The organism is Kitasatospora cathayae, assembly GCF_027627435.1.
GTDB lineage: Bacteria > Actinomycetota > Actinomycetes > Streptomycetales > Streptomycetaceae > Kitasatospora > Kitasatospora cathayae.
On sequence record NZ_CP115450.1, the window covers coordinates 1,585,353 to 1,610,000 of the forward strand.

The 24,648-nt window shown below is 70.0% G+C and carries 15 protein-coding genes, 2 rRNA genes, 3 pseudogenes and 1 riboswitch (1 of these 21 cut by a window edge); of the genes and pseudogenes, 5 read left to right on the forward strand and 15 right to left on the reverse strand.

The window, feature by feature from the left end; genetic code table 11:
- Nucleotides 1–56 precede the first annotated feature (56 nt).
- Nucleotides 57–1,562 (reverse strand): glutamate--cysteine ligase, encoded by a 1,506-nt coding sequence (locus O1G21_RS07210; RefSeq protein ID WP_270141781.1) that lies wholly within the window; start codon nucleotides 1,560–1,562, stop codon nucleotides 57–59.
- 377 nt (nucleotides 1,563–1,939) lie between these two features.
- Here O1G21_RS07210 and O1G21_RS07215 point away from each other — a divergent pair, with 377 nt between their 5' ends.
- A complete protein-coding gene (locus tag O1G21_RS07215) occupies nucleotides 1,940–2,515 on the forward strand; it encodes a hypothetical protein (RefSeq protein WP_270141782.1) in 576 nt (191 codons plus the stop codon).
- A 480-nt stretch (nucleotides 2,516–2,995) separates the two neighbouring features.
- Entirely contained in the window at nucleotides 2,996–3,187 is a 192-nt protein-coding gene (locus tag O1G21_RS07220; RefSeq protein ID WP_270141785.1) for a DUF5999 family protein, read from the forward strand.
- A gap of 158 nt (nucleotides 3,188–3,345) precedes the next feature.
- On the opposite strand, the gene gcvP is transcribed toward O1G21_RS07220, so the two are convergent.
- Nucleotides 3,346–6,246: an aminomethyl-transferring glycine dehydrogenase gene (gene gcvP / locus O1G21_RS07225; RefSeq protein ID WP_270141787.1), complete on the reverse strand. Its 2,901-nt coding sequence runs from the start codon at nucleotides 6,244–6,246 to the stop codon at nucleotides 3,346–3,348.
- Nucleotides 6,247–6,484: 238 nt separating this feature from the next.
- Nucleotides 6,485–6,588, reverse strand: a riboswitch (glycine riboswitch).
- Nucleotides 6,589–6,811: 223 nt separating this feature from the next.
- Between gcvP and O1G21_RS41335 the strand changes: the two are divergent.
- From O1G21_RS41335 to O1G21_RS07235, 3 genes and pseudogenes are all read left to right on the forward strand, one after another.
- Nucleotides 6,812–7,186, forward strand: a pseudogene (locus O1G21_RS41335) (PRC-barrel domain-containing protein); the annotation flags it as partial.
- 372 nt (nucleotides 7,187–7,558) lie between these two features.
- A pseudogene (locus O1G21_RS41570) lies at nucleotides 7,559–7,975 on the forward strand (DUF2382 domain-containing protein); the annotation flags it as partial.
- Nucleotides 7,976–8,152: 177 nt separating this feature from the next.
- Nucleotides 8,153–9,643 (forward strand): MFS transporter, encoded by a 1,491-nt coding sequence (locus O1G21_RS07235; protein WP_270141790.1) that lies wholly within the window; start codon nucleotides 8,153–8,155, stop codon nucleotides 9,641–9,643.
- A 162-nt stretch (nucleotides 9,644–9,805) separates the two neighbouring features.
- Here the strand turns inward: O1G21_RS07235 and O1G21_RS07240 are convergent, their stop codons facing one another.
- From O1G21_RS07240 to O1G21_RS07300, 13 genes and pseudogenes are all read right to left on the reverse strand, one after another.
- Nucleotides 9,806–11,191, reverse strand: a complete 1,386-nt coding sequence (locus O1G21_RS07240; protein WP_270141792.1) for a DNA polymerase IV — start codon at nucleotides 11,189–11,191, stop codon at nucleotides 9,806–9,808.
- Between the two features lie 58 nt (nucleotides 11,192–11,249).
- Nucleotides 11,250–11,972, reverse strand: coding sequence for a SanA/YdcF family protein (locus O1G21_RS07245; RefSeq protein ID WP_405000595.1), 723 nt, complete (start codon nucleotides 11,970–11,972; stop codon nucleotides 11,250–11,252).
- 96 nt (nucleotides 11,973–12,068) lie between these two features.
- On the reverse strand, nucleotides 12,069–12,713 hold the full coding sequence (locus O1G21_RS07250) for a MerR family transcriptional regulator (RefSeq protein ID WP_270141794.1): 645 nt from the start codon (nucleotides 12,711–12,713) through the stop codon (nucleotides 12,069–12,071).
- A gap of 224 nt (nucleotides 12,714–12,937) precedes the next feature.
- Entirely contained in the window at nucleotides 12,938–13,414 is a 477-nt protein-coding gene (locus tag O1G21_RS07255) for a bifunctional nuclease family protein (protein ID WP_270141796.1), read from the reverse strand.
- A gap of 97 nt (nucleotides 13,415–13,511) precedes the next feature.
- A complete protein-coding gene (ftsR, locus tag O1G21_RS07260; protein ID WP_270150807.1) occupies nucleotides 13,512–14,207 on the reverse strand; it encodes a transcriptional regulator FtsR in 696 nt (231 codons plus the stop codon).
- A 182-nt stretch (nucleotides 14,208–14,389) separates the two neighbouring features.
- Entirely contained in the window at nucleotides 14,390–15,271 is an 882-nt protein-coding gene (locus tag O1G21_RS07265) for an FHA domain-containing protein (protein ID WP_270141798.1), read from the reverse strand.
- A 226-nt stretch (nucleotides 15,272–15,497) separates the two neighbouring features.
- Nucleotides 15,498–16,673 carry a DUF881 domain-containing protein gene (locus O1G21_RS07270; RefSeq protein WP_333493429.1) on the reverse strand — a complete coding sequence of 392 codons (1,176 nt, stop codon included), beginning with the start codon at nucleotides 16,671–16,673 and terminating at the stop codon, nucleotides 15,498–15,500.
- The gene (locus O1G21_RS07275; RefSeq protein ID WP_030062488.1) at nucleotides 16,657–16,989 is read right to left on the reverse strand and encodes a small basic family protein; all 333 of its coding nucleotides are present in this window, start codon (nucleotides 16,987–16,989) and stop codon (nucleotides 16,657–16,659) included. The genes O1G21_RS07270 and O1G21_RS07275 overlap by 17 nt, the downstream gene beginning before the upstream one ends.
- A gap of 212 nt (nucleotides 16,990–17,201) precedes the next feature.
- Nucleotides 17,202–18,083: pseudogene (locus O1G21_RS07280) on the reverse strand (DUF881 domain-containing protein); the annotation flags it as partial.
- Nucleotides 18,084–18,248: 165 nt separating this feature from the next.
- Entirely contained in the window at nucleotides 18,249–20,744 is a 2,496-nt protein-coding gene (locus O1G21_RS07285; RefSeq protein ID WP_270141803.1) for a mannose-1-phosphate guanyltransferase, read from the reverse strand.
- 123 nt (nucleotides 20,745–20,867) lie between these two features.
- Nucleotides 20,868–21,488, reverse strand: a complete 621-nt coding sequence (locus O1G21_RS07290) for a CDP-alcohol phosphatidyltransferase family protein (protein WP_270141805.1) — start codon at nucleotides 21,486–21,488, stop codon at nucleotides 20,868–20,870.
- A 99-nt stretch (nucleotides 21,489–21,587) separates the two neighbouring features.
- A 5S ribosomal RNA gene (gene rrf, locus O1G21_RS07295) occupies nucleotides 21,588–21,704 on the reverse strand.
- Nucleotides 21,705–21,775: 71 nt separating this feature from the next.
- Nucleotides 21,776–24,648: ribosomal RNA gene (locus O1G21_RS07300) — 23S ribosomal RNA — on the reverse strand (it continues 247 nt past the right edge of the window).

A 24,648-nucleotide genomic window follows, 5' to 3' on the forward strand; every position in this document is an offset into this window, starting at 1 on the left:
GCTCCGGCGGTCGGCCGACGACCGGAGCGATCATCCTGGCACAGCGGGCGAACCCCTCAGCCGACCGGCCAGGTGTGCACCGGCTCCCCACCGCGCATGTGCTCGGCGTAGCGCCTGGTCATCGCGGCGAGCGCGGCCGGGCGGTCCATCCCGTACTGCTCGCGCAGCCGGTGGAAGGTCGCGCTCTGCCAGGCGGCGCCGTTGGTGCGGCGCAGGCAGCGCTGCTCGATGATCCCCAGGTAGCGGTCCCGGTCGGCGGGCTCCACGCCCCACTCGTCCAGCCCCTGGTGGGCCATCGGCAGCAGCTCGTTGAGGACCAGGTCGACCGCCGAGACGGTCTGCAGTCCGCCGCCGCGGCCCGCCCGGCCCGGGCGCGGCCACTGGAACACGGCGTCGATGCCGTACCGGGCGCCCTGCCGGAAGTTCTCGTCCGCCCGCTCGAACGGCAGCCGGGTCCAGACCGGCCGGGGCTGCTCGGCGAGCACCCGCACCAGCCCGTAGTAGAAGGCGGCGTTGGCCAGCGTGTCGGCCACCGTCGGCCCGGCCGGCAGCGCCCGGTTCTCCACCCGCAGGTGCGCGACCCCGCCGGCGACGTCGTACACCGGCCGGTTCCAGCGGTAGATGGTGCCGTTGTGCAGCCGCATCTCGGCGAGCCGGGGCGCGCCGCCGGAGGCCAGCACCTTCAGCGGGTCCTCGTCGTCGCAGATCGGCAGCAGCGCCGGGAAGTAGCGCAGGTTCTCCTCGAACAGGTCGTACGCCGAGTCCACCCAGCGCTCGCCGAACCAGGTGATCGGGCGCACGCCCTGGGCCTTGAGCTCCGCCGAACGGGTGTCACAGGCCTGCTGGAAGAGCACCGGACGGGTCTCCCGCCACAGCTCCCGTCCGAACAGGAACGGGGAGTTGGCGCCGAGCGCGAGCTGCGGCCCGCAGATCGCCTGGGCGGCGTTCCACACCGAGGAGAACCGCTCCGGGGTCACCTGGAGGTGCAGCTGCAGCGAGGTCGCGGCGGCCTCGGCCACCATGGTGATCGACTCCAGCTGGAGGTGCTCGACGCCCTCGATGTCCAGCGCGATGTCCTCCCCCCGGGCGGCCAGGATCTGGTCGCTGAGCAGGCTGTACCGCTGGTTGTGGCTCATCGCGTCGAGCCCGGTGTGGTCGTTCTCCAGGGTCGGCAGGATGCCCACCATGACGATCCGGGCGCCGGCCTCGGCCGCCTGCCGGTCGGCGTAGCGCAGTCCGGTGTCGATCTCCTCGCGCAGTTCCTCGAAGACGTGCCCGCACAGCCGGTGCGGCACGATGTTGACCTCGATGTTGAACTGGCCGAGCTCGGTCTGGAAATCGCTGGAGCCGATCGCGCTCAGCACCTGGGCGTTGCGCATCACCGGCAGGCCCTGCTCGTCGGCCAGGTTGAGCTCGATCTCCAGGCCCATCACCGCCCGCGGCCGGTCGAAGCGGTCCTCGCGCAGCATCCGCCCGAGCGCGTCCAGGCAGGCCTGGAGCTTGAGCCGGTACTGCTGCCGGTCCGCGAGATCCGCCCGAGTCGCCACGACCTTCTCGCCCACGGTCCCCTCCTCCTGAGACACCCGGCCGGTCGACCGTGCCAGCATCATGCCCACCTCGAAGATCGATACCCGAATGCTTGTACTGGCTTGCAATGCAAGGCAACTGACGGAAATTCAGACCATCTGCAGACTTGCCCGACACCACGGCCTGTGATAAACAGATCACCCTGCGCATTTGTTCGATGAGTTCGCTGAGTTCGCACTGCGCTCCGGCCGGTCCGTTCCCGCCCCCGCGGCCCCCGTCGGGGATGGCGACCGCGCCGGCGCCGCGATCCTGCACAACCGGACAAGGCCGGGCCCCGTCACCGTCGACGCACCGCGCCGCGCCGGTATGCCGCACTCGCACGCCGATCTCGCTTGGAGAGGCGGACCCCGCCATGACCCTGCAGACCCCCCAGCCCCCGCCGAGCGCCCTGCGAGCCGTCCTGGGCGCGCTCGACTCGGAGACCGCGCTGCGCCAGCCCGCCGCCGCAGCGCTGCGTCACCCGACCGGTCCACTGCTCCCCGCGCACCCGCTCGCGGTGCACGTCCTGGACGGCCCCCATCCCGAGCTGCCCGCCGCCCGCCGGACCGGCTGGCGCTTCCTGATCAAGGACGGCCCCGAGGTGGCCGCCGCCGCCGAGGTGGTACAGAGCCCGGAGGGCCACACCTTCTCCCACTTCACCGCCGGCCCGTACCTCTCCTCCACCGTCCGGGCGCTGCGCGAGGCCTGGCAGCTCGCCCAGGGCTCCCGCTCCCGCTGCCAGCCCCGACTGCTCACCTTCCCGGGCCAGTACGCCACCGCGCTCTGGCTGCACAGCCCCGACACCGGCCCGTCCGCCGACCTGCTGATCCCGCTGGCCCCGGCCCCGCTCGGGGTCACCGCGCACCGCGCCTACCCGGCCGCCGAGCTGCTCCCGCTGCTCGCCCGCACACCGCTCGCCGGACCACCACTGCTGCTCGGCTCCTCCTGATCCGACGGAACCGACGGCACCCACGGCCCACGGCACCCACGAAAAGCCGAAATCCCCACCCGCCGCCGGGCAGCACGCCCGGCGGCCCTTCGCCGTGCGTCCCGACGCCCCGACCCCCCGATCCTCCGACGCCCCCTGACGGCCTCACCCGAACGGCCACCACCCGGACGGGTCACCCACCATGGCCCCACCGGACCATGCCCCGGCTGACCCACCGGTGCGCGATTTCCGCCGGGCCCCACCTGAACGGGTGATCTCTACCCGGGAGTTGTGGCGCATGTCACGAAATCGCTGCGCGCGGGTCCGCGGATGCCGACACTGGGAACCAGCGTGGAAGGACCACCTGTCCTACCCACTTGAGCGCCGCTCCACACCTGGTCGGCGCGCGGACAGGATCCGACCACCGCGGCGGCTCCGGACGGCTCGACCTCCGGGGACCGCACCACGGGGAGGATCGCAGAGCGAAGCGAGGGTACGCGTATGTGCCAGCACCGTCCTGAGTGCCCGACGGCCGAGTCCGAGGACCGCGAGGCGGCCGTGCCGGTGGCCTGCCACCCGGAGCAGGGCTGGAGCCTGCTCTGCAACGGCGTCGTCCTGTTCGAGGACACCGGAGAGCTGCTGCCCGACGGCCGGGTGATCGCCCCGCGCCGCTCGGTCGCCCACGCGGCCTGAGCCCGCGCGGCCCCGACCCGTACGGCCGGAACCGTACGGCCCCCGGGACCGCCCCCCGGGGCAGCCGCCGACCCTGACGACACGAAGCGCGACGCAAAGGGCAGGGCCCCAGCGGAATCGTTCCGCCGGAGCCCTGCCCTTTGCCCGTCCGATCGGGATCAGACGCCGTACTCGTCCAGCGGCGGGCAGGAGCAGACCAGGTTGCGGTCGCCGTACGCGCCGTCGATCCGGCTCACCGGCGGCCAGTACTTGTCCGCCGGGTTCACGCCCGCCGGGAAGACCGCCTCCTGCCGCGAGTAGCCGTGCGCCCAGTCACCGGCCAGCGCGGCGGCGGTGTGCGGGGCGTTGCGCAGCGGGTTGTCGTCGGCCGCCCACTCGCCCGAGCCGACCTTGTCGATCTCGCCGCGGATCTCGATCATCGCGTCGCAGAACCGGTCGATCTCGTGCAGGTCCTCGGACTCGGTCGGCTCGATCATCAGCGTGCCGGCCACCGGGAAGGACATCGTCGGCGCGTGGAAGCCGTAGTCGATCAGGCGCTTGGCGATGTCGTCCACCGTCACGCCCGTCTCCTTGGTCAGCGGGCGCAGGTCGATGATGCACTCGTGCGCGACCAGCCCGCCCGGGCCGGTGTAGAGCACCGGGAAGTGCGGGGCCAGCCGCTTGGCGATGTAGTTGGCGTTCAGCACCGCGACCTGGGTCGCGTGCTTGAGGCCCTCGCCGCCCATCAGCCGGACGTACGCCCAGGAGATCGGCAGGATCGCCGCCGAGCCCCACGGCGCGGCCGAGATCGGGCCGACGCCGGTGGCCGGGCCGGCCTCCTCCTGCAGCGGGTGGTTCGGCAGGTACGGCGCCAGGTGGGCGCGCACCGCGACCGGGCCGACGCCCGGGCCGCCGCCGCCGTGCGGGATGCAGAAGGTCTTGTGCAGGTTCAGGTGCGAGACGTCCGCGCCGAACTTGCCCGGCTTGGCGAGGCCGACCAGCGCGTTCAGGTTGGCGCCGTCCACGTAGACCTGACCGCCGGCCTCGTGCACCAGGGCGCAGATGTCGGTGATCTGGGTCTCGTACACGCCGTGGGTCGACGGGTAGGTGACCATCAGCACGGCGAGGTTGTCGCGGTGCTGCTCGATCTTGGCCTTGAGGTCCTCGACGTCCACGTCGCCGTCGACCAGGGTCTTCACCACGACGACGCGCATGCCGGCCATCACCGCGGAGGCGGCGTTGGTGCCGTGCGCCGAGGACGGGATCAGGCAGACGTCGCGCTGGGCGTCGCCGTTGGCGTGGTGGTAGGCGCGGACGGCCAGCAGACCGGCCAGCTCGCCCTGGGAGCCGGCGTTCGGCTGGATCGAGACGGCGTCGTAGCCGGTGACCTCGACCAGCTGCTGCTCCAGCTGGCGGATCAGGGTCAGGTAGCCCGCGGCCTGGTCGACCGGCGCGAAGGGGTGCAGCTGGCCGAACTCCGGCCAGGTCACCGCCTCCATCTCGGTGGTGGCGTTGAGCTTCATGGTGCAGGAGCCCAGCGGGATCATGCCGCGGTCCAGCGCGTAGTCCCGGTCCGACAGGCGGCGCAGGTAGCGCAGCATGGCGGTCTCCGAGCGGTGGCTGTGGAAGACCGGGTGGGTCAGGTACTCGTCCTCGCGCAGCAGAGCGGCCGGCAGCGCGTCGGCGGCCTCGGCGACCTCGACCGCAGGGACGCCGAACGCGGCCCAGACGCCGGCCAGGTGCTCGCGGGTGGTGGTCTCGTCGGTGGAGACCGAGATCCGGTCCGCGCCGTCCTGGTACAGGTTGATGCCGTTGGCGCGGGCGGCGGCGGCGATCTCGGCGGCGCGGCCCGGGACGACGGCGGTGACGGTGTCGAAGAACTCGCCGTGCAGCAGCTCGACGCCGCCGGCCCGCAGGCCCTCGGCGAGGGCGGCGGCATAGCGGTGGGTGCGGCGGGCGATGTCGGCCAGGCCGTCCGGGCCGTGGTAGACGGCGTACATCGAGGCCATCACGGCGAGCAGCACCTGGGCGGTGCAGATGTTGCTGGTGGCCTTCTCGCGGCGGATGTGCTGCTCGCGGGTCTGCAGCGCCAGGCGGTAGGCGCGGTTGCCGTCGGCGTCGACGGAGACGCCGACCAGGCGGCCGGGCAGCGAGCGGGCGTACTCGGCGCGCACCGACAGGTAGCCTGCGTGCGGGCCGCCGAAGCCCATCGGCACGCCGAAGCGCTGCGAGGTGCCGCAGGCGATGTCGGCACCCAGCGAGCCCGGGGACTTGAGCAGGGTGAGCGCCAGCAGGTCGGCGGCGACGGCGACGATCGCGCCCAGCCCGTGCGCCTGCTCGATCACCGGGGCGAGGTCGCGGACCACACCGGTGGCGCCCGGGTACTGCAGCAGCACGCCGAAGACTCCGCGCTCGGCGATCTCGGCCGGGATGCCCTCGGACAGGTCGGCGACGACGACCTCGACACCGGTCGGCACGGCGCGGGTGTTGATCACCGCGACGGTCTGCGGCAGGGTCTCGGCGTCGACCAGGAAGACGCCGCCCTTGACCTTGGTGACGCGGCGGGCCAGCGCCATCGCCTCGGCGGCCGCGGTGCCCTCGTCCAGCAGCGAGGAGCCGGAGGTGGGCAGGCCGGTCAGGTCGGAGACCAGGGTCTGGAAGTTGAGCAGCGCCTCCAGGCGGCCCTGCGAGATCTCCGGCTGGTACGGGGTGTAGGCGGTGTACCAGGCCGGGTTCTCCATGACGTTGCGCAGGATCACCGGCGGGGTGAAGGTGCCGTAGTAGCCCAGGCCGATCATCGGCTGGAGCACCTGGTTGCGGCCGGCCAGCTCGCGCAGCTCGGCGAGGACCTGGGCCTCGCTGCGGCCGGCGGGCAGGTCCAGGGCGGTGATGGAGCGGATGGCCTCGGGAACGGCGGTGGCGGCGAGCTCGTCCAGCGAGCCGTAACCGACGGACGCCAGCATCTTCTCCTGCGCGGCGGCGTCGGGGCCGATGTGGCGGTTCTCGAAGGGGCTGGCCAGCTCAAGCTCGGTGAGGGTCGAGGCGCCGGTGGGGCGTCCCGCGTTCGGCTGGGCGTTCATGGTGGTCGAGGCCTCCTGGTCACGGACCGGCGGGGGTGCGCACGCCGGCCGGCCAACCCCGCTGCGGACAGCGGACCGGCCTGGGGCGGGCGGACCCGAAAGGCCTCCCCCTCTGTCATCGGGACCTGAGAGCTTCGCCCGCACGTCGCGCTGTGGCGCTCCGTCGGCTTGCACCGTCGGTGAGGGTGGTGATCGCCGGCTCCCGCGCCGACGCCCCTGCCCTGCTTTCCAGAGTGACCTATCCCGCACGGTACGGATGCCTGAGAGATTCCGGGGAGGAGTTGCTCCTTCGGCGCCCCGACCAGCGGTTTTCGCCGTCGGGGACTCTCCCGAGCGGGCTCGGCGGTCGCCGCCCAGGGTACCAGCGGGAGGCCTTCCGATCACGGGTGTGTCCGGTCACTCGAGATCTACGCGCGTCCCCCGGACGGCCCAGCGCGGACCCGTCCGGCCGCACCCCGGTCGCGTCCGTCCGATTCATGCCTTTTGGTGTGAAGTGGCGCCCGGAACGGGTGCTCCGGCCGCCGATCTGCGGGAGTTCCGCAGGCGCAGCGCACTGGAGGAAAGCGTGCAGACCGACATCGACCCCCGCGACCTCATCGGCCACAAGGCGGTGGACCGCAACGGAGACAAGATCGGCACGGTCGACGAGGTGTACCTGGACGACGCCACCGGGCAGCCGGAGTGGGCGGCCGTCCGGACCGGCATCTTCGGCCGGGACGCCTTCGTCCCGCTCACCACGAGCGAGTTCTCCGGCGACGAACTCCGGGTGCCCTACGACAAGTCGCTGGTCAAGGACTCGCCGGACTTCGGCGTGGGCCAACACCTGTCGCCCGCCCAGGAGCTCCAGCTCTACCGCTACTACGGCCTCGACACCCCGGCGGACGGCCGCCCGGCCTCCGGGGAGCCCGGCCGGGCCACCCAGCCCGACCTCGACTTCGGCAGCACGTCGGCCGCCGCAGCCACCAAGCCGCCCGCCTTCCGCTCCCCCGAACCCCGCCCGGCGACGACCACCACCGCCACCAGCCCCGACCCCGCCACGGAGGCCAACGTGCGGACCCCCAACACCCCCACACCCGCCGCCACGGGCAACACGGCGACCGCGGGCACCCCGTCCCCCACACCCACCGTCGAGCTGAATCGCCGACCCGCCCCGGCCCCGGCCCCGGCCACGACCGCCCCCGCCCCGACCACAACCGCCCCCGCCCCGACCACCCCCGCCCCGGCCACGACCGCCCCGGCCACGACCGCCCCCGCCCCGGCCGGCACCGCCGCCGCCTCGACACCCACCGGCCCGGTCGAGATCACCTGCCGGGAGGAGCGGCTGGACATCACCTCCGAGTGGCACGTCGTGGGCACCGCGAAGCTGCGCAAGTACGTGACCAGCGAGCAGGTCGAGCGCCGCGTCTCGGTGCGCCGCGAACGGGTCCGGGTGGAGCGGGTGCCGGTCAACGACGCCGAGCGCGTCTCCCTCACCGAGAAGGAGATCGCCGAGACGGTGGAGGAGGTCGCCCTCCGTGAGGAACGACCGGTGGTCCGCAAGTACCTCGTCCCGATCGAGCGGGTCCGCCTGGTGGTCGAGCGCTACACCGCGGAGGAGGTGGTCCGGGACGAACTCCGCCGCGAACACGTCGAGGTCCACGACAGCACCCCCACCGCCACCACCCCGCCCGGCTCGGCGGCCGAACCGATCGCCAACGGCTCCCGGTCGAGCCTGCGCCCCCTGACCTGATCACCCGCCCAACGGCCTGCCCGAGGGCCCCGGACCCCGTCCGGGGCCCTCGGCGTGCCGTCCACCGCAGCGAACCGTTCACCTTTGCCAAGCCTTAACCACTCGATATTTGACACTCTGAACTATCTTCCGGCACAGTTACTTCAGTTCATTCACTATGTACGGGAGGAAGCAACCGTGAGTGAGGCACCACAGCCCACCACCGCGGCCGAGAAGCAGAGCAACGCCCGGGTCCTGCCGGCCCTCATCCTGGCGATGCTGTCGTTCAGCGTGGTGCAGACCGCGGTCGTCCCGATCCTGCCGTCGCTGGCCAAGGAACTGGACGTCTCCGGCTCCAACATCACCTGGCTGATGACCGCCAACCTGCTGTCCGCCGCCGTGCTGACTCCCCTGCTGGGCCGCTTCGGCGACCTCCGGGGTCGCAAGCCCATGCTGCTGATCTCGCTGGCCGGTCTGGTCGCCGGTTCGGCCCTGGCGGTCAGCACCCACTCCTTCACCTGGCTGGTCGTCGCCCGCGTCCTGCAGGGCGCCGGCGGTGGCGTGATGCCACTGGCGATCAGCATCGTCCGCGACGAGCTGCCCAAGCGGAAGGTGACCGGCGGCGTCGCCGCCATCAGCGCCTCCATGGGCGTCGGCTCCGGCCTCGGCCTGGTCGCGACCGGCCTGCTGCTGGAGCACTGGAACTACAAGTCGATCTTCTGGATGGGCCTGGTCTTCGGCCTGATCGCGGTCGCCCTGGTCGCCTTCCGCGTCCCGTCCGACCCGGTGACCGACAAGGAGGGCGGCGCCGACCCGCTCGGTGCCCTCACCCTGGCCGGCTGGCTCTCCGCCCTGCTGGTCGCGGTCAGCCAGGGCAACCACTGGGGCTGGACCTCGACCAAGACCCTCGGCCTGTTCGCCGTCGCCGCCGTGGTGGCCCTGATCTGGGGCATCATCGAGACCAAGGTCTCGCACCCGCTGGTCGACCTGAAGATGATGTCCCGCCCGGCCGTGGCCTTCACCAACCTGGCCGGCCTGCTCATCGGCTTCGGCATGTACGGCTCGTTCATGGTCATCAGCAACTTCGCCCAGACCCCGGAGAAGCTGGCCCACTACGGCTTCACCGCGACCGTCCTGCACGCCGGTGTGATGCTGCTGCCGTCCGCCATCGGCTCGATGGTGGCCGCCCCGGTCGGCGCCCTGCTGATCGCCCGCCGCGGCCCGCGCCTGCCGCTGGTCCTCGGTGGCGTCCTGGGCGCGATCGCGATGGCCTACCTGGCCCTGCGGCACAGCCACGAGGGCGACATCTACACCGCCTCCGCGATCTTCGGCCTCGGCATCGGCCTCGCCTTCGCCGCGATGCCGGCCTTCATCAACGGCGCCGTCCCGGTCGAGCAGAGCGGCATCGCCAACGGCATGAACTCCGTGCTCCGCACCGTCGGTGGCGCGATCGGCACCGCCGTGATGACCGCCATCCTGACCGGCGACACCATGAAGTTCCCGATCAAGCTTCCGGTGGTGCTGCCCACCCTGGACGCCTACAAGCACGCGTTCTGGACCACGGCCGTCGTCTGCATCATCGCCGGTGCCGTCCCCTTCCTGATCCGCACCGTCAAGCCGGCCACCGCCGTCATCGGCGACCCGGCACAGCAGGCCTCCAGCCCCGAGCTGGCCAAGACCGACGCCTGACGAGGCGTCCGGCCCGCGCGCTCAGGGACAGGACGCGCGGGCCCCGGCCTCCGCTCGGTCGCGAGGGCATCACGACCGTCCGGAGTCCGGCACGGTATGCGGTCCCATCCGGTACTCCCTACCGGGTGGGACCGTTCCGCGTTCCACACCCCTCCACCCGCTTCAGACCCCTTCCGCGCCGGGTTCCCCGGGCTTCCGCAGCGGCAGCGGCCGGGCCGGCTCCAGCTCCGGATCGTCCACCCCGAAGGTCCGCACCCGCCCCGGCCCGCTCCACGGCGTCTCGAACCGCACGGTCACCCGCCCGACCCCGCTGCCCTGCACCCACCCCGGCCCGAACTCGGCGTGGTGGACGTCCTGCCCGGGCAGCCAGCGCCGCACCACGGCCTCCTCCGGCTCCTCCTCGGCCTCCGCCGCCTCGGCCGCCTCGGCGTGTTCGGCCGCCTCCTCCCGCAGCGCCTGCGCGAACAGGTCCTCCTGGGTGTAGTCGGCCAGCTGGGTCACCCCCACACCGAGCAGCCGGACCCCGCCGGTGATGTCCACCTGCTCGGCCAGGCGCCGCGCCGTCGCGGTGATCACCGCCAGGTCGTCGGTCGGCCCGCCCAGGGTCTCCGAGCGGGTGAGCGTCGAGAAGTCGAACCGCCGGACCTTGAGCACCACCGTCCGCCCCGAGCGCCCGGCCCCCCGCAGCCGCCGTACGCACCGGCCGGCCAGCGCCTCCACCTCGCGCAGCACCCGGTCCCGGTCGGCCAGGTCCACCTCGTAGGTGTCCTCCACCGAGACCGACTTGGCGTCCTGGTCCGCCACCACCGGCCGCTCGTCCAGCCCTATCGACATCTGGAAGATCCCGGCGCCGTGCGCCCGCCCCAGCAGCTGGACCAGCTCCGCCTCCCCCGCCTCCGCCAGGTCGGCCACCGTGCTCAGCCCCGCCCGGCGCAGCACCTGCTCGGTGGCCGGCCCGATCCCGGGCAGCGCCCGGACCGGCATCGGGCCGAGCACCGCCCGCTCCTCCCCCGGCTCGATCAGCACCAGTCCGTCCGGCTTGGCCTGCTCGGAGGCGATCTTCGCCATCAGCTTGGAGCCCGCCGCCCCGACCGAACCGGTCAGCCCGGTGAGCCGCTGGATGTCCGCCCGCAGGTCCTCCGCCAGGGCGAGCACCAGCCGCTCCCCGGTCTCGTGGTCCGCCTCCGCCAGCACCGGGCCGTACGGACCGGCCTCCAGGTCGACGAAGGCCTCGTCCAGGCTCAGCGGCTGCACCAGTGGCGACAGCTCGCGCAGCAGCCCCATCACGATCTCGCTGTTCTGCCGGTACGCCTCGAAGCGCCCGGTCAGGAAGGCCGCGTTGGGGCACAGCCGCCGCGCCTGCGCCATCGGCATCGCCGAGTGCACCCCGAACTTCCGCGCCTCGTACGAGGCCGTGGAGACCACCCCGCGCCCGCCGAGCCCGCCGACGATCACCGGTTTGCCGCGCAGGCTGGGCTTGGCCGCCTGCTCCACCGCCGCGAAGAAGGCGTCCATGTCGAGGTGGATGATGCTCGGCAGAGATCGCACCCGCCGATCATCGCGCACGGGTCCGACAGTGCGTACGAACCCGGCCGACGCCCCGGCGCTACCGCTGCGCCGCCCGGGCCAGCGCCTTCGGGATCCCGTCCTCCTTGGGCCCGAGGAACACCGGGTCCGGCCGCAGCCAGACGTTCACCGCCGCCTTGCCCGCCCCGGCGACCTCCCGCAGCCCGCCGTACAACCAGGTGCTGTCGTGCACCTCCGGCACCCCGACCGCGTACGAGCGGATGCCCGCCGCCTCGCACAGCGCCAGCGCCCGCCGGACGTGGAAGTCCTGGCTGACCAGCACCGCGCGGTCCACCCCGAAGATCCGGTGCGCCCGGGTGCAGGAGTTCCAGGTGTCGAACCCCGCGTAGTCCCGGACCACCCGGTCCCCCGGGACCCCGTGCTCGGTCAGGTACCGGTACATCGCGTCCGGCTCGTCGTACTCGATCCGCCCGTTGTCCCCGGTCACCAGGAGGGCCTTCACCTTGCCCGCCCGGTACAGGTCCAGCGCGGCCACCAGCCGGTGCTCCAGGTACGGCGACGGCTTGCCCTGGTCCAGCCCGGCTCCGAAGACCACCGCCACCGGCGCCGACGGCGCGCTCTCCACCGTGCCCACCCGGTCCCCCGCCGCGAACCACAGCCAGGCGCTCGGCGCCAGCGCCAGCGAGCACAGCAGCGTGGCCGCCTGGAAGACCCTGCGCTGCGTCCGGCGCTCCCGCAGTCGCGCCCGCAGCCCCCCGGCCCGACGCCGCAGCAACCCCGATATCCCGGTGCCGACCTCCACGTGCCCCTCCCTCGATCGTTTCCAGGCAACACGACGAGGCCGTGGGCCGGAACGGTTCCCCGTCCCGGCCCACGGCCCCGTGAAACGCCTGCTCCGTCAGACCGCCCGGTTGCGCCGCTGCGCCAGCTCGTCCGCCGGATCGTTGCCCACCAGCGTCTCGCCGGTGTCGGTCCGCTCCGCGTGCAGCCGACCGAGGGTCAGCTCCAGCTCCTGCCAGACCGCTCCCACCGCGATGCCGAAGACCCCCTGACCGCCCTTCAGCAGATCGACCACCTGCTGCGGCGTGGTGCACTCGTACACCGTCGCACCGTCGCACATCAGCGTCAGCCCGGTCAGGTCGGCCTGCTCGGCGGACTGCAGATGGGCGACGGCCACCCGGATGTTCTGCAGCGAGACGCCCGCGTCGAGCAGCCGCTTCACGATCTTCAGCAGCAGGACGTCGCGGAAGCTGTAGAGCCGCTGGCTGGTCGCCGGGTACGCGGTCCGGACGCTGGGCTCCAGCAGTCCGGTGCGGGCCCAGTAGTCAAGCTGGCGGTAGGTGATGCCGGCCGCCGCACAGGCCGTCGGGCCGCGGAAGCCGAGCAGTTCGGACGTCGGGGCGAGCCGCTCGATCGCAGGCTGGCCCGGCTGCGCGGCCGGGAACCTGCTCATCCTGGGCAGGTCGGACACGGTGCGAGCGGTGCGCGGCATGTGCACGGCGCACAGGCCTCCCACGGCCGCGTCATCGCCGGTGCTGCTCATGCCTACCTCCGTCCGCTCGTGCTGCGGGCAACCCGACTGCGGGCATCGGCCACCCGGACAGCCACTCCTGACGGTAGGCAGTCCCCTATGACCCGTCAACGATCGCCACGCCGGGCCAGACAAACCACATCACTCAGGAGAGTGGTTTTTCGTGCCCCTAGTGTGGGTAGATGGACGGTTTTTGGCAAAACGCCACGCTGAAAAGCTGACCGGACCCGTCCGTACTACTGCGGACCGCCGCCGCCGAAGTCCTCGGGCGAGACCTGGTCGAGGAACTCGCGGAACTTCTCGACCTCGTCCTCCTGCTCGTCCGGGATCGCGATGCCCGCCTCGGCGAGCACCTCCTCGCTCCCGTAGATCGGCGTGCCGGTGCGCAGGGCCAGCGCTATCGCGTCGGACGGCCGGGCACTCACCTCGACCCCGCCGTCGAACACCAGCTCGGCGTAGAACACGCCCTCCCGCAGGTCGGTGATCCGGACCTCGGTGAGCTGCTGACCGAGCGCTTCCAGGACGTCCTTGAACAGGTCGTGCGTCAGCGGGCGCACCGGAGTCATGCCCTGCTGGGCGAAGGCGATCGCGGTCGCCTCGCCGGGGCCGATCCAGATCGGCAGGTATCGATCTCCCCCGACCTCCCGCAGCAGCACGATCGGCTGGTTGGAAGGCATCTCCACTCGGACACCCACGACGTCGAGCTCATTCACACAGGCAACCCTATGGCTCCGACCCCGGATATGAAAGCGCAGGGCCGACGCCGCTGGTCAGCGCGGCGCAGCCGTCGCGCCAGGAACGCTTCGCCGACTATCCGCGGGTCCGCAGACCGGCCTGGACCATGGCCGCGTGCAGCCGTACGGACAGCGTCGCCAGCTCCCGCGCGGTGGCCTCCGCGTGCGCCCGGGTCTGCGGGTTGCGGTGCCGCCGCAGCGGCGCCACCACCTGCTCCACCAGCGCGATCTCGCGGTCCGCCGCCGCCTTCATGGCTCTCAGGTGCCGCGGCTCCAGCCCGTACCGGCCGAGCTCGGCGACCAGCCGGGCGACCTGCAGCGCCTCCCCGTCGTACCCGCCGTCCGGGCCCGGCGCGACCAGCCCGTACGACTCCCACTCGGCCAGCTCCCGCTCGTCGGCCTCGGCCGCGGCCAGCAGCTCGGCCCGCCCCAGGCGGACCCCGGAGGCGACGTCGGCCGAGGCCACCAGTTCGCGGTCGGCCTCCTCCAGCGGCCCGGGCCGGGTGTCTGCCGCGGACGGCAGCGCGGGCGGAGCCTCACCGCGCTCGATCGCGTCCAGGTGCTCGCGGATCACCCGCAGCGGCAGGTAGTGGTCCCGCTGCATCCGCAGGACGTAGGCCAGCCGCTCGACGTCGGCCGGGCTGAACTTGCGGTACCCCGACGGGGTGCGCTGCGGCTCGACCAGCCCCTCCGCCTCCAGGAAGCGGATCTTGGAGATGGTCACCTCGGGGAAGTCGTCCCGCAGGAAGGCCAGCACCGCACCGATGCTCAGCAGGTCGTCACCGCCGCGCCGCCGCCCGGCCGGCCGGTCCGGCCGGACCGGCTGCCTGGGGCCCGCGACCACCCCGCGCCCGCCCCGGTCCGCCTGCGGACCGGACGATGACGCAGGGTTGGCCGCCCCGAGAGAAAAGGAAGGGGTATTCGTATTCACTCGGGCTCCTGCCGATGTTGGTTTCAGTACCCCCGGTTGTGGCCGGCGAAGAACACCAGCCGGTACTTCCCGATCTGCACCTCGTCGCCGTTGTTCAGCGGCACCTCGTCGATCCGCTCCCGGTTGACGTAGGTGCCGTTCAGGCTGCCCACGTCCGCGACGCTGAAGCCGGCCGGGGTGCGACGGAACTCCACGTGGCGCCGGGAGACCGTGACGTCGTCCAGGAAGATGTCACCCTGCGGGTGACGACCCGCCGTGGTGACGTCCGAGTCCAGCAGGAACCGGCTGCCCGAGTTCGGGCCGCGCTGGACGATCAGCAGCGCCGAGCCCGGCGGCAGCGCGTCGATCGCCGACAGCACCTCGGCCGACAGGGCCGGCGTGGCGCCGGTGCCGGTGGTGGCGGAGGGGTCGTAGGACTCCAGACCGGAGATCGAGATGGTCGACGTGGTCTCCGCCGCCCCCTCGGGCAGCAGGCCGCCGCGCAGCGCCGTACCGCAGTTGGAACAGAAGCGGGCCGCGGCCGGGTTCTGGTTGCCGCACCTGGGGCACGGAGTGGGGCCAGCCATGTTCACAGCCTCCTGGCGCGGCACACCCGACGGGTTGTGCCCGGCGTACGGGTCCGGGGCAAACCCTCCACCCGAGGTTGAGGGTCCTGACGGGAAACCTATGCGCGGGTCGCCGGAGGGGTCAACCGACGCGCCGTAGCCCGCCGGATTACCCGCGTACTGGGGGGCGGCGCCGTCCCGGTACAGCTGCTGTCCGGCGTACGGCCCGGCCTCGGGGGCGGGACGCATGCCCGGCACCGCGGGCTCGTCCTCCGCCCGGCGGTGCCGCGCGGTCGGCGCCTCGACGGCGGCGGCGTCACGGCCCTTGTTGCGACCGAACAACTTCGAGAAGAAACTCACGGGCGAATCCCCTTGCGTGTGACAGACCCGCCCGCGGGGCAGGGTGAGAACCTCGGACAGGCTGCGGGCCCGGTTGCGGTCCGGGCCTGCTGGAGTGGTACTCCGACGGTTGTTGCTGCGGTTGGTGCTACGGAGCGTACTGGTGCGAACCAGTCTCTCCCACGCGACGACGGCCCCCCGCACCGGGTGCCGCCCGCCCGTGACGGGCCGTTCGTCGAGCGCCCCGTCACTTCGAAGCCGGCTTGGCGTACTGCGGCGTCTTCAGGTCCACGACGGCGTCGACGACCACCTTCTGCTGCTGGGTGATCGTCGCCCGCGCCTGGTGGCTCTCCAGGGTACGGACGACGCCTCCCGGAATGTTCAGCGCGGGCGTCAGGTCCTGCGGGTTCCCCACGACGGTGAACCGATAGGGCTGCGAGACCTTCTTCCCGTCGATCTGCACCCCACCGCCCGACAGGTCGGTGAAGTTCGTGTTGACCACCACGCGCACATCGTTGATCTGAATCGCCTCCGCCCCCGCCGCTCGAAGTTCCTGCAGGGTGTCCAGCAGCATATCTGCCTTCACCAGCCCTTGGGGATCATCGACCGTGAGTACGATGCCCGGCCCGGTGGCTTTGACCGTACCGGCCAGCACACCCAGTTCGGTCATCTTCTTCCTGGTCTGCTCCTGGGCCTCCTTGGCCTGGTTGGAGCTGTTCTCCAACTTCGCCAGGGACTGTTCGAGCTCCGCCTTCTCCTGCTGGAGACGCTGCTGACGGCTGTCCAGTTCGTCGAGGATCCGGACCAGGTCCTCCTGCCGGGCCCCGCGCAGCTGGTTGTGGTGGTCGTTGGTCGAGCGCACCTGGATCGCCAGCGCCAGGCCGAGCGAGAACAGCAGCAGCGCCACCACCAGCTGCCCGCGCGACAGCCGCGGCGGCCACAGCGCGGCCCGCAGCCGCCGCCGACCGGCGTTCCGGTCCACGGCGGGCGACTCCTCGACGGCCTCCGGCTCGGCGGTTTCCGACGGTTCGGCGGCGTCGACCGGCTCGGGCTCGGCCTCCGGTTCAGCCACGGCCTCGCGCACCGGCTCCGGCTCGACCGCCTTCACCAAGCGCACCGACGGCTCCGGCTCCTCCGCCCCGGCCTCGAGCTCGGCCGCAGCGTCCGACTCCGCCGGCTCCCGCTCCTCGGCCCCGGCTTCGGCGGCCTCCTCGGCCTCCTCGGCCGGCTCGGCCCCTGCTGGCTCCTCCGGAACGGACTCCTCCGCCGTCCCGGCCGTCCCGGCCGTCTCGGACGTCTCGGACGTCTCCCCCGCAGACTCCTCGCCCGGCGCCGCAACGGTCTCTTCGACCACCGGCGCCTCCGCCTTCTCCTTCTCCTCCTTGGCCGCCGCCTCGCGGCCCGGCTCAGGCACGGAAGACATGGCGCCGGATCGCAGCCGCGTTGGAGAAGATGCGGATGCCGAGGACGACGACCACACCCGTGGACAGCTGCGAGCCGACGCCCAGCTGGTCACCCAGGAACACGATCAGCGCCGCGACCACCACGTTCGACAGGAACGAGACGATGAAGACCTTGTCGTTGAAGATCCCGTCCAGCATCGCCCGGACGCCGCCGAACACCGCGTCCAGCGCCGCCACCACCGCGATCGGCAGGTAGGGGACGACAGCGTCGGGCACCTCGGGTTGGACGAAGAGGCCGACGACCACCCCGATCACGAGCCCCAGTACGGCAATCACGGTCTAGCTGCTCCTGTCCCTGTCGTGGTCTTGGCGGTTCCGCCGGCCGGACGCCGCTTCGCGGTCGATCCGCCGCCGGTCGCGGATGGTGAAACGGATGCCGTCGGGCTCTCCGAGGTTCCCGGGCCACCCGACGGCGTCCCGCCCGACGGAGTCCCGCTCGGACCGACCGACGGCGTGGCCGACGGCGTCGCCGTGGGCGAGGGCTCGGGCGTGACCGGCTGGGCGCTCCGCAGCGTCACACCCACCGCCGCCGGCAGCGTCAGGCTCTTCTGCGCGGAGAGCGTCGACTTGATGCCGTACTTCTCCTCGAGCAACCGCAGGTACTGCCCGGCCATGTCGTTCTCGAAGGCGGTGAGGAGCTTCGGCCCGTCCCCGATCGCCTGGATGTTGTACGGCGGCACCAGCGGCCGGTTGTCCACCAGCACCGCCTCGCCCGCGGCCCGGATCGCGGACAGTGCGGTCAGTCGCTGCCCGTTGATCGAGACTGCCTCCGCACCGGACCCCCACAGCCCGTTCACCACCAGCTGCAGGTCGCGGTCGCGCAGCCGGCCGCTGTTGGAGAAGCCCTGCCCGGCCCGCGGGTCGACGTTGCCCCCGCCCCCCGTGCCGGCCGCGTCCTCCAGGACCAGCTTCACTCCGGGCCCGGTGACCTCTCCCAACCCCACCTGGTCGGTCAGCACGGCCGCCCCGCCGTCCCCGGAGGCCAGCGCCTGCTGCTGGGTGTCGTCGACCTTGCGCCGCAGGTCCTGGACCTCCTTCTGCAGGTGGTCCGCCGAACCGTTGCTGTCGTTGATCCGGTGGATCAACGCGTCCCGCTCCTTGGCCAGCGTGGGCTCCGCCTTGTGCGCGTTCACCGCCCCGACCGTCACCACCGCACCGACCAGCGCCAGTCCGGCGCCCAGCGTCAGCAGACCCCGCAGGGTCCGGGGTATCCGGCCGTCGTGCTCACCGCCCCGGGCCGCGGCCGCCTCGGCGTAGCCCTCGTCCAGGCTGTGGTCCATCACGTTGGTCAGCAGGGACATCGAGGCGTCCGGGCGGTTGTACCGTCCGTTCGGCGTACTCGGTGTCGGCGTCGCTGGCATGCGGACCATCGTCCCATGACCGCCGAGGGGCCCGAGCACGGCCCCTGAGCTGCACACACGCCGCACACATCCCCGGAAGGTGACGGACCCTTCCGAATGACGTGAAAACGGACAACGGGGCGCGCGGACCAGGCCGCACGCCCCGCCGTTCAGCGGGCTCCTCCCCTCAGCCGGTCACCGCCCCGCGCCCTCGACCACGGCCGCCCACTCGTCCAGCAGCGCCTCGGTCGCCTCGTCGTCCGGTCCCTCGGCCCACAGGTGGGTGACCGCCTCGGCCGGGTCCGGCAGGACCAGCGTCCAGCGCCCGTCCGCCTCGACCACCCGCACGCCGTCCGTGGTGTCCAGCCGCCGGCTGCCGGCCGCCTCCACCACCGAGCGCATCACCATGCCCTTCGCCGCCCACGGCGTCGCGATGTCCCGGCGCCGGATGTGCGCCTGCGGGATCCGCGCGTCGATCTGGCTCAGCGTGAGCTGGGTCCGGGCCACCAGGCCCACCAGCCGGACGAAGGCCGCGGCACCGTCCAGCACCCCGCTGAACTCGGGCACCACGAAGCCGCCGCGCCCGTCCCCGCCGAACACCGTGCCCTCGGCGGAGGCCGCCTTCGCCAGGTCGTCCGGCGTCGTCGTGGTCCAGATGACCTGGGTGCCGTGGTACGCGGCGACCTGCTCGGCGATCCGGGTCGTGGTCACCGGCAGCGCCACCTGCCCGCTACGCCGCTCCGCCGCGACCAGGTCCAGCAGCACCAGCAGCGCCCGGTCGTCGTCGATCACCCGACCGAGCTCGTCCACGAACGCGACCCGCTCGCCGACCGGATCGAACCGCACGCCGAAGGCCGCCCGCGAGGAGGCCACCAGCTCACCGAGCCTGGCCAGCCCGGCCCGCCGCGTCTCCGCGTCCTCCGTCGGCCGCGCCTCGTCCAGCCCGCTGGAGACGGTGAGCGCCTCCACCCCGAGCCGGCCGAGGATGCTGGGCAGAACCAGCCCGGCACTACCGTGCGCGGTGTCCACCACCACCTTCAGCCCGGCCTCCCGGATCCCGGAGGTGTCCACCGTCCGCAACAGGTTGCCCGCGTAGGAGTCGAACACGCTGGACGGGAAGGTCAGGTCCCCGATCTCGCCCGGGAAGGCCCGCCGGTACTCCTGGCGGGCGTAGACCCGGTCGAGCTTGCGCTGCCCGGCCTGGGAGAGGTCCGCCCCGCGCTCGTCGAAGAAGAGGATGTCCAGCGAGTCCGGCACCCCCGGCGTGGTCCGCAGGAAGATCCCGCCCGCGCTCCCCCGCGCGGTGTGCTGCCGGGCCACCGGCATCGGCACGTTCTCGAGGTCGCGGACGTCGATCGCGGAGGTCTGCAGCGCCGAAATCATCGCCCGTTTGAGCGCACGCGCACCACGCGAGTGGTCACGCGCAATGGTGACGGTGGCGCCCTTCTTCAACGTCGTGGCGTACGCACCGGCCAGCCGGACGGCCAGCTCCGGGGTGATCTCGACGTTCAGGATGCCGGAGACGCCGCGGACGCCGAAGAGGTGCTCCTGGCCACGCGACTCCCAGATCACCGAGGTGTTGACCACGGCACCGGCCTCGATGGTCTTGAACGGGTAGACCCGGACGTTGGCCGCGATGATCGACTCCTCGCCGACCAGGCACTCGTCCCCGATCACCGCGCCGTCCTCGATCCGCGCGGCCCGCATCACATCGGTGTTCTTGCCCACCACGCAGCCGCGCAGATTGCTCTGCGGCCCGACGTACACGTTGTCGTGCACCACCGCCCGGTGCAGGAACGCCCCGCGCTTGACCACCACGTTGCTACCGAGCACGGTGTGCTCGCGGATCTCGACGCCGGCCTCGACCTTGGCGTAGTCCCCGATGTACAGCGGCCCGCGCAGCACCGCCTCCGGGTCCACCTCCGCCCCTTCGGCCACCCAGACGCCCGGCGAGATCTCGAAGCCCTCGAGCTCGACGTCGACCTTGCCCTCCAGGACGTCCGCCTGCGCCTTGCCGTAGCTCTCGTGGGTGCCCACGTCCTCCCAGTAACCCTCGGCGACGTAGCCGTAGACCCGCTTGCCCTCCTTCAACAGCTGCGGGAAGACGTCGCTCGACCAGTCGACGGACTCACCGGCCGCGACGTAGTCGAAGACCTCCGGCTCCATCACGTAGATGCCGGTGTTCACCGTGTCGGAGAAGACCTGCCCCCAGGTCGGCTTCTCCAGGAAACGCTCGACCCGACCTTCCTCGTCCGTGATCGTGATACCGAACTCCAGGGGATTCGGCACCCTGGTGAGACAGACCGTGACCAGCGCGTTCTTGCTACGGTGAAAGTCGATCAATTCCGTGAGATCGAAGTCGGTCAGCGCGTCGCCGGAGATCACCAGGAAGGAATCGTCCTTGAGCGCGTCCTCGGCGTTCTTGACACTCCCCGCAGTGCCGAGCGGCGTCTCTTCATGGGCATAGGTGAGGTGCATGCCCAGTTCCTCACCGTCACCGAAGTAGTTCTTGACGAGTGATGCCAGGAACTGGACGGTGACGACGGTGTCGGAGAGGCCGTGCCGCTTCAGCAGCCGAAGCACGTGCTCCATGATCGGCATATTGGCGACCGGAAGCAGCGGCTTCGGCATGCTGGAGGTCATCGGGCGGAGTCGGGTGCCCTCGCCCCCTGCCATGACTACGGCTTTCATTACGGGTGCGTCCTCCTTCGCGGTGGTGGACCTACAGGTCCATCAAACCGTTCCAGAGGTTCTCTACCCGGAAGGTCTCGTCCGACGCACCGGGGCAGCGTGGGACTTCTCTCAGATCACGTCTCAGGCTGTGGACGCCGAGCCCGCGGTGGCGCGCTTGATGATCTGCCGCGCCTGAACCGCGTAAAGAATCGCCGACCACCAGTACAACGTGGTCCCCCACCAGATGAAGGCCCAGCTCACCACCTCGGCCGGCCGCGCGATCCAGCTGTCGATACCGCCGAGCAGCAGAAGCGGAAACGCGTACATCAGATTGAAGGTCGCGGCCTTCCCGAGGAAACTCGTCTGCAGCGGCCCGTAACCGTGCTTGTTCAGAATGGGCAGCAGCGACGCGATGAAAAGTTCCCGGGCCACCAGAATCGCCGTCACCCACCACGGCAGGAACTCACGCCACGTCAATCCGATGAGGGTGGACAGCACGTAGAGCCGGTCGGCCAGCGGGTCCAGCAGCTGCCCCACCCGACTGATCTGCCCCCACCGCCTGGCGAGCTTTCCGTCCAGGTAGTCACTGACCCCGCTGAGCGCCAGGATCAGCAGCGCCCAACCGTCGTTCTTGGGCCCGCCGAAGGCGGGCCACAGGATGAGCCAGAGAAAGAGCGGAACGCCGACCAGCCGGCCCATGCTCAGCAGGTTGGGGATGGTGAGGACGCGATCGGTCTGGACCCGCGTCTCCTGGACCTCCACCCGGGGGCCCTCCTGTCCTGTGTCACGACAATGCATGTTGACCTTACAACAGAGAAGCCCCCGTCCGGTTCACCCGGCGGGGGCTTCTCTCGAAGAATTGTTCGGCGGCGTCCTACTCTCCCACAGGGTCCCCCCTGCAGTACCATCGGCGCTGTGAGGCTTAGCTTCCGGGTTCGGAATGTAACCGGGCGTTTCCCTCACGCTATGACCACCGAAACACTATGAAACTGTCGACCCGCCGACAAGGCAGTCGTTGTTTCAGAACAACACAGTGGACGCGAGCAACTGAGGACAAGCCCTCGGCCTATTAGTACCGGTCAACTCCACCCCTCACAGGGCTTCCATATCCGGCCTATCAACCCAGTCGTCTACTGGGAGCCTTACCCTCTCAAGGAGGTGGGAGTGCTCATCTCGAAGCAGGCTTCCCGCTTAGATGCTTTCAGCGGTTATCCCTCCCGAACGTAGCCAACCAGCCATGCCCTTGGCAGAACAACTGGCACACCAGAGGTTCGTCCGTCCCGGTCCTCTCGTACTAGGGACAGCCCTTCTCAACACTCCTACGCGCACAGCGGATAGGGACCGAACTGTCTCACGACGTTCTAAACCCAGCTCGCGTACCGCTTTAATGGGCGAACAGCCCAACCCTTGGGACCTACTCCAGCCCCAGGATGCGACGAGCCGACATCGAGGTGCCAAACCATCCCGTCGATATGGACTCTTGGGGAAGATCAGCCTGTTATCCCCGGGGTACCTTTTATCCGTTGAGCGACGGCGCTTCCACAAGCCACCGCCGGATCACTAGTCCCTACTTTCGTACCTGCTCGACCCGTCAGTCTCACAGTCAAGCTCCCTTGTGCACTTACACTCAACACCTGATTGCCAACCAGGCTGAGGGAACCTTTGGGCGCCTCCGTTACCCTTTAGGAGGCAACCGCCCCAGTTAAACTACCCACCAGACACTGTCCCTGATCCGGATCACGGACCCAGGTTAGACATCCAGCACGACCAGAGTGGTATTTCAACGGCGACTCCACAACAACTGGCGTTGCTGCTTCACAGTCTCCCACCTATCCTACACAAGCCGAACCGAACACCAATATCAAGCTATAGTAAAGGTCCCGGGGTCTTTCCGTCCTGCTGCGCGAAACGAGCATCTTTACTCGTAATGCAATTTCACCGGGCCTATGGTTGAGACAGTCGAGAAGTCGTTACGCCATTCGTGCAGGTCGGAACTTACCCGACAAGGAATTTCGCTACCTTAGGATGGTTATAGTTACCACCGCCGTTTACTGGCGCTTAAGTTCTCAGCTTCGCCTAGTCGAAACTAAGCTAACCGGTCCCCTTAACGTTCCAGCACCGGGCAGGCGTCAGTCCGTATACATCGCCTTACGGCTTCGCACGGACCTGTGTTTTTAGTAAACAGTCGCTTCTCGCTGGTCTCTGCGGCCACCCCCAGCTCAAGGCGCAAAGCCCGTCACCAGGAATGGCCCCCCTTCTCCCGAAGTTACGGGGGCATTTTGCCGAGTTCCTTAACCATAGTTCACCCGAACGCCTCGGTATTCTCTACCTGACCACCTGAGTCGGTTTGGGGTACGGGCCGCCATGAAACTCGCTAGAGGCTTTTCTCGACAGCATAGGATCATCCACTTCACCACAATCGGCTCGGCATCAGGTCTCAGACTATATGTGAGGCGGATTTGCCTACCCCACGTCCTACACCCTTACCCCGGGACAACCACCGCCCGGGCTGGACTACCTTCCTGCGTCACCCCATCGCTCACCTACTGCAGACTTGGACCGGCGGCTCCACCACTTCCCTTCACCCGAAGGATCCGGGACGGCTTCACGGCCTTAGCATCACCTGGTTCAGCGTTGGCGCTTCAAAGCGGGTACGGGAATATCAACCCGTTGTCCATCGACTACGCCTGTCGGCCTCGCCTTAGGTCCCGACTTACCCTGGGCAGATCAGCTTGACCCAGGAACCCTTGGTCAATCGGCGCAAGAGTTTCCCACTCTTGTATCGCTACTCATGCCTGCATTCTCACTCGTATACCGTCCACGACTCGATTCCTCGGCCGCTTCACCCGGCACACGACGCTCCCCTACCCATCACAGCCCCCGTTAGGAGTATTGCTGCAATGACACGACTTCGGTGGTGTGCTTGAGCCCCGCTACATTGTCGGCGCGGAATCACTTGACCAGTGAGCTATTACGCACTCTTTCAAGGGTGGCTGCTTCTAAGCCAACCTCCTGGTTGTCTCTGCGACTCCACATCCTTTCCCACTTAGCACACGCTTAGGGACCTTAGTCGGTGTTCTGGGCTGTTTCCCTCTCGACCATGGAGCTTATCCCCCACAGTCTCACTGCCACGCTCTCACTTACCGGCATTCGGAGTTTGGCTAAGGTCAGTAACCCGGTAAGGCCCATCGCCTATCCAGTGCTCTACCTCCGGCAAGAAACACGTGACGCTGCACCTAAATGCATTTCGGGGAGAACCAGCTATCACGGAGTTTGATTGGCCTTTCACCCCTAACCACAGGTCATCCCCCAGGTTTTCAACCCTGGTGGGTTCGGTCCTCCACACGGTCTTACCCGCGCTTCAACCTGCCCATGGCTAGATCACTCCGCTTCGGGTCTTGGGCATGCAACTCAACCGCCCTATTCGGACTCGCTTTCGCTACGGCTACCCCACACGGGTTAACCTCGCTACACACCGCAAACTCGCAGGCTCATTCTTCAAAAGGCACGCAGTCACGGCCAGCCGGCAAGCCGACTGACGACGCTCCCACGGCTTGTAGGCACACGGTTTCAGGTACTATTTCACTCCGCTCCCGCGGTACTTTTCACCATTCCCTCACGGTACTATCCGCTATCGGTCACCAGGGAATATTTAGGCTTAGCGGGTGGTCCCGCCAGATTCACACGGGATTTCTCGGGCCCCGTGCTACTTGGGAGATGAGCAAGCAAGCCGTACAGATTTCGTCTACGGGGGTCTTACCCTCTACGCCGGACCTTTCGCATGTCCTTCGACTACCCATACGGTTTCTGACTCGCCCAGCCGCCGGCAGACGACTGAAGCTCATTCCCACAACCCCGCATTGGCAACCCCTGCCGGGTCTCACACCAATACGGTTTAGCCTCATCCAGTTTCGCTCGCCAC

Excerpts from the sequence above, each read along its gene's own strand:
- O1G21_RS07215 (WP_270141782.1), top strand. The coding sequence starts at position 1,940 with ATGACCCTGCAGACCCCCCAGCCCCCGCCGAGCGCCCTGCGAGCCGTC.
- O1G21_RS07220 (WP_270141785.1), top strand. The coding sequence starts at position 2,996 with ATGTGCCAGCACCGTCCTGAGTGCCCGACGGCCGAGTCCGAGGACCGC.
- gcvP (WP_270141787.1), bottom strand. The coding sequence starts at position 6,246 with ATGAACGCCCAGCCGAACGCGGGACGCCCCACCGGCGCCTCGACCCTC.
- O1G21_RS07250 (WP_270141794.1), bottom strand. The coding sequence starts at position 12,713 with ATGAGCAGCACCGGCGATGACGCGGCCGTGGGAGGCCTGTGCGCCGTG.
- O1G21_RS07270 (WP_333493429.1), bottom strand. The coding sequence starts at position 16,673 with ATGTCTTCCGTGCCTGAGCCGGGCCGCGAGGCGGCGGCCAAGGAGGAG.
- O1G21_RS07285 (WP_270141803.1), bottom strand. The coding sequence starts at position 20,744 with ATGAAAGCCGTAGTCATGGCAGGGGGCGAGGGCACCCGACTCCGCCCG.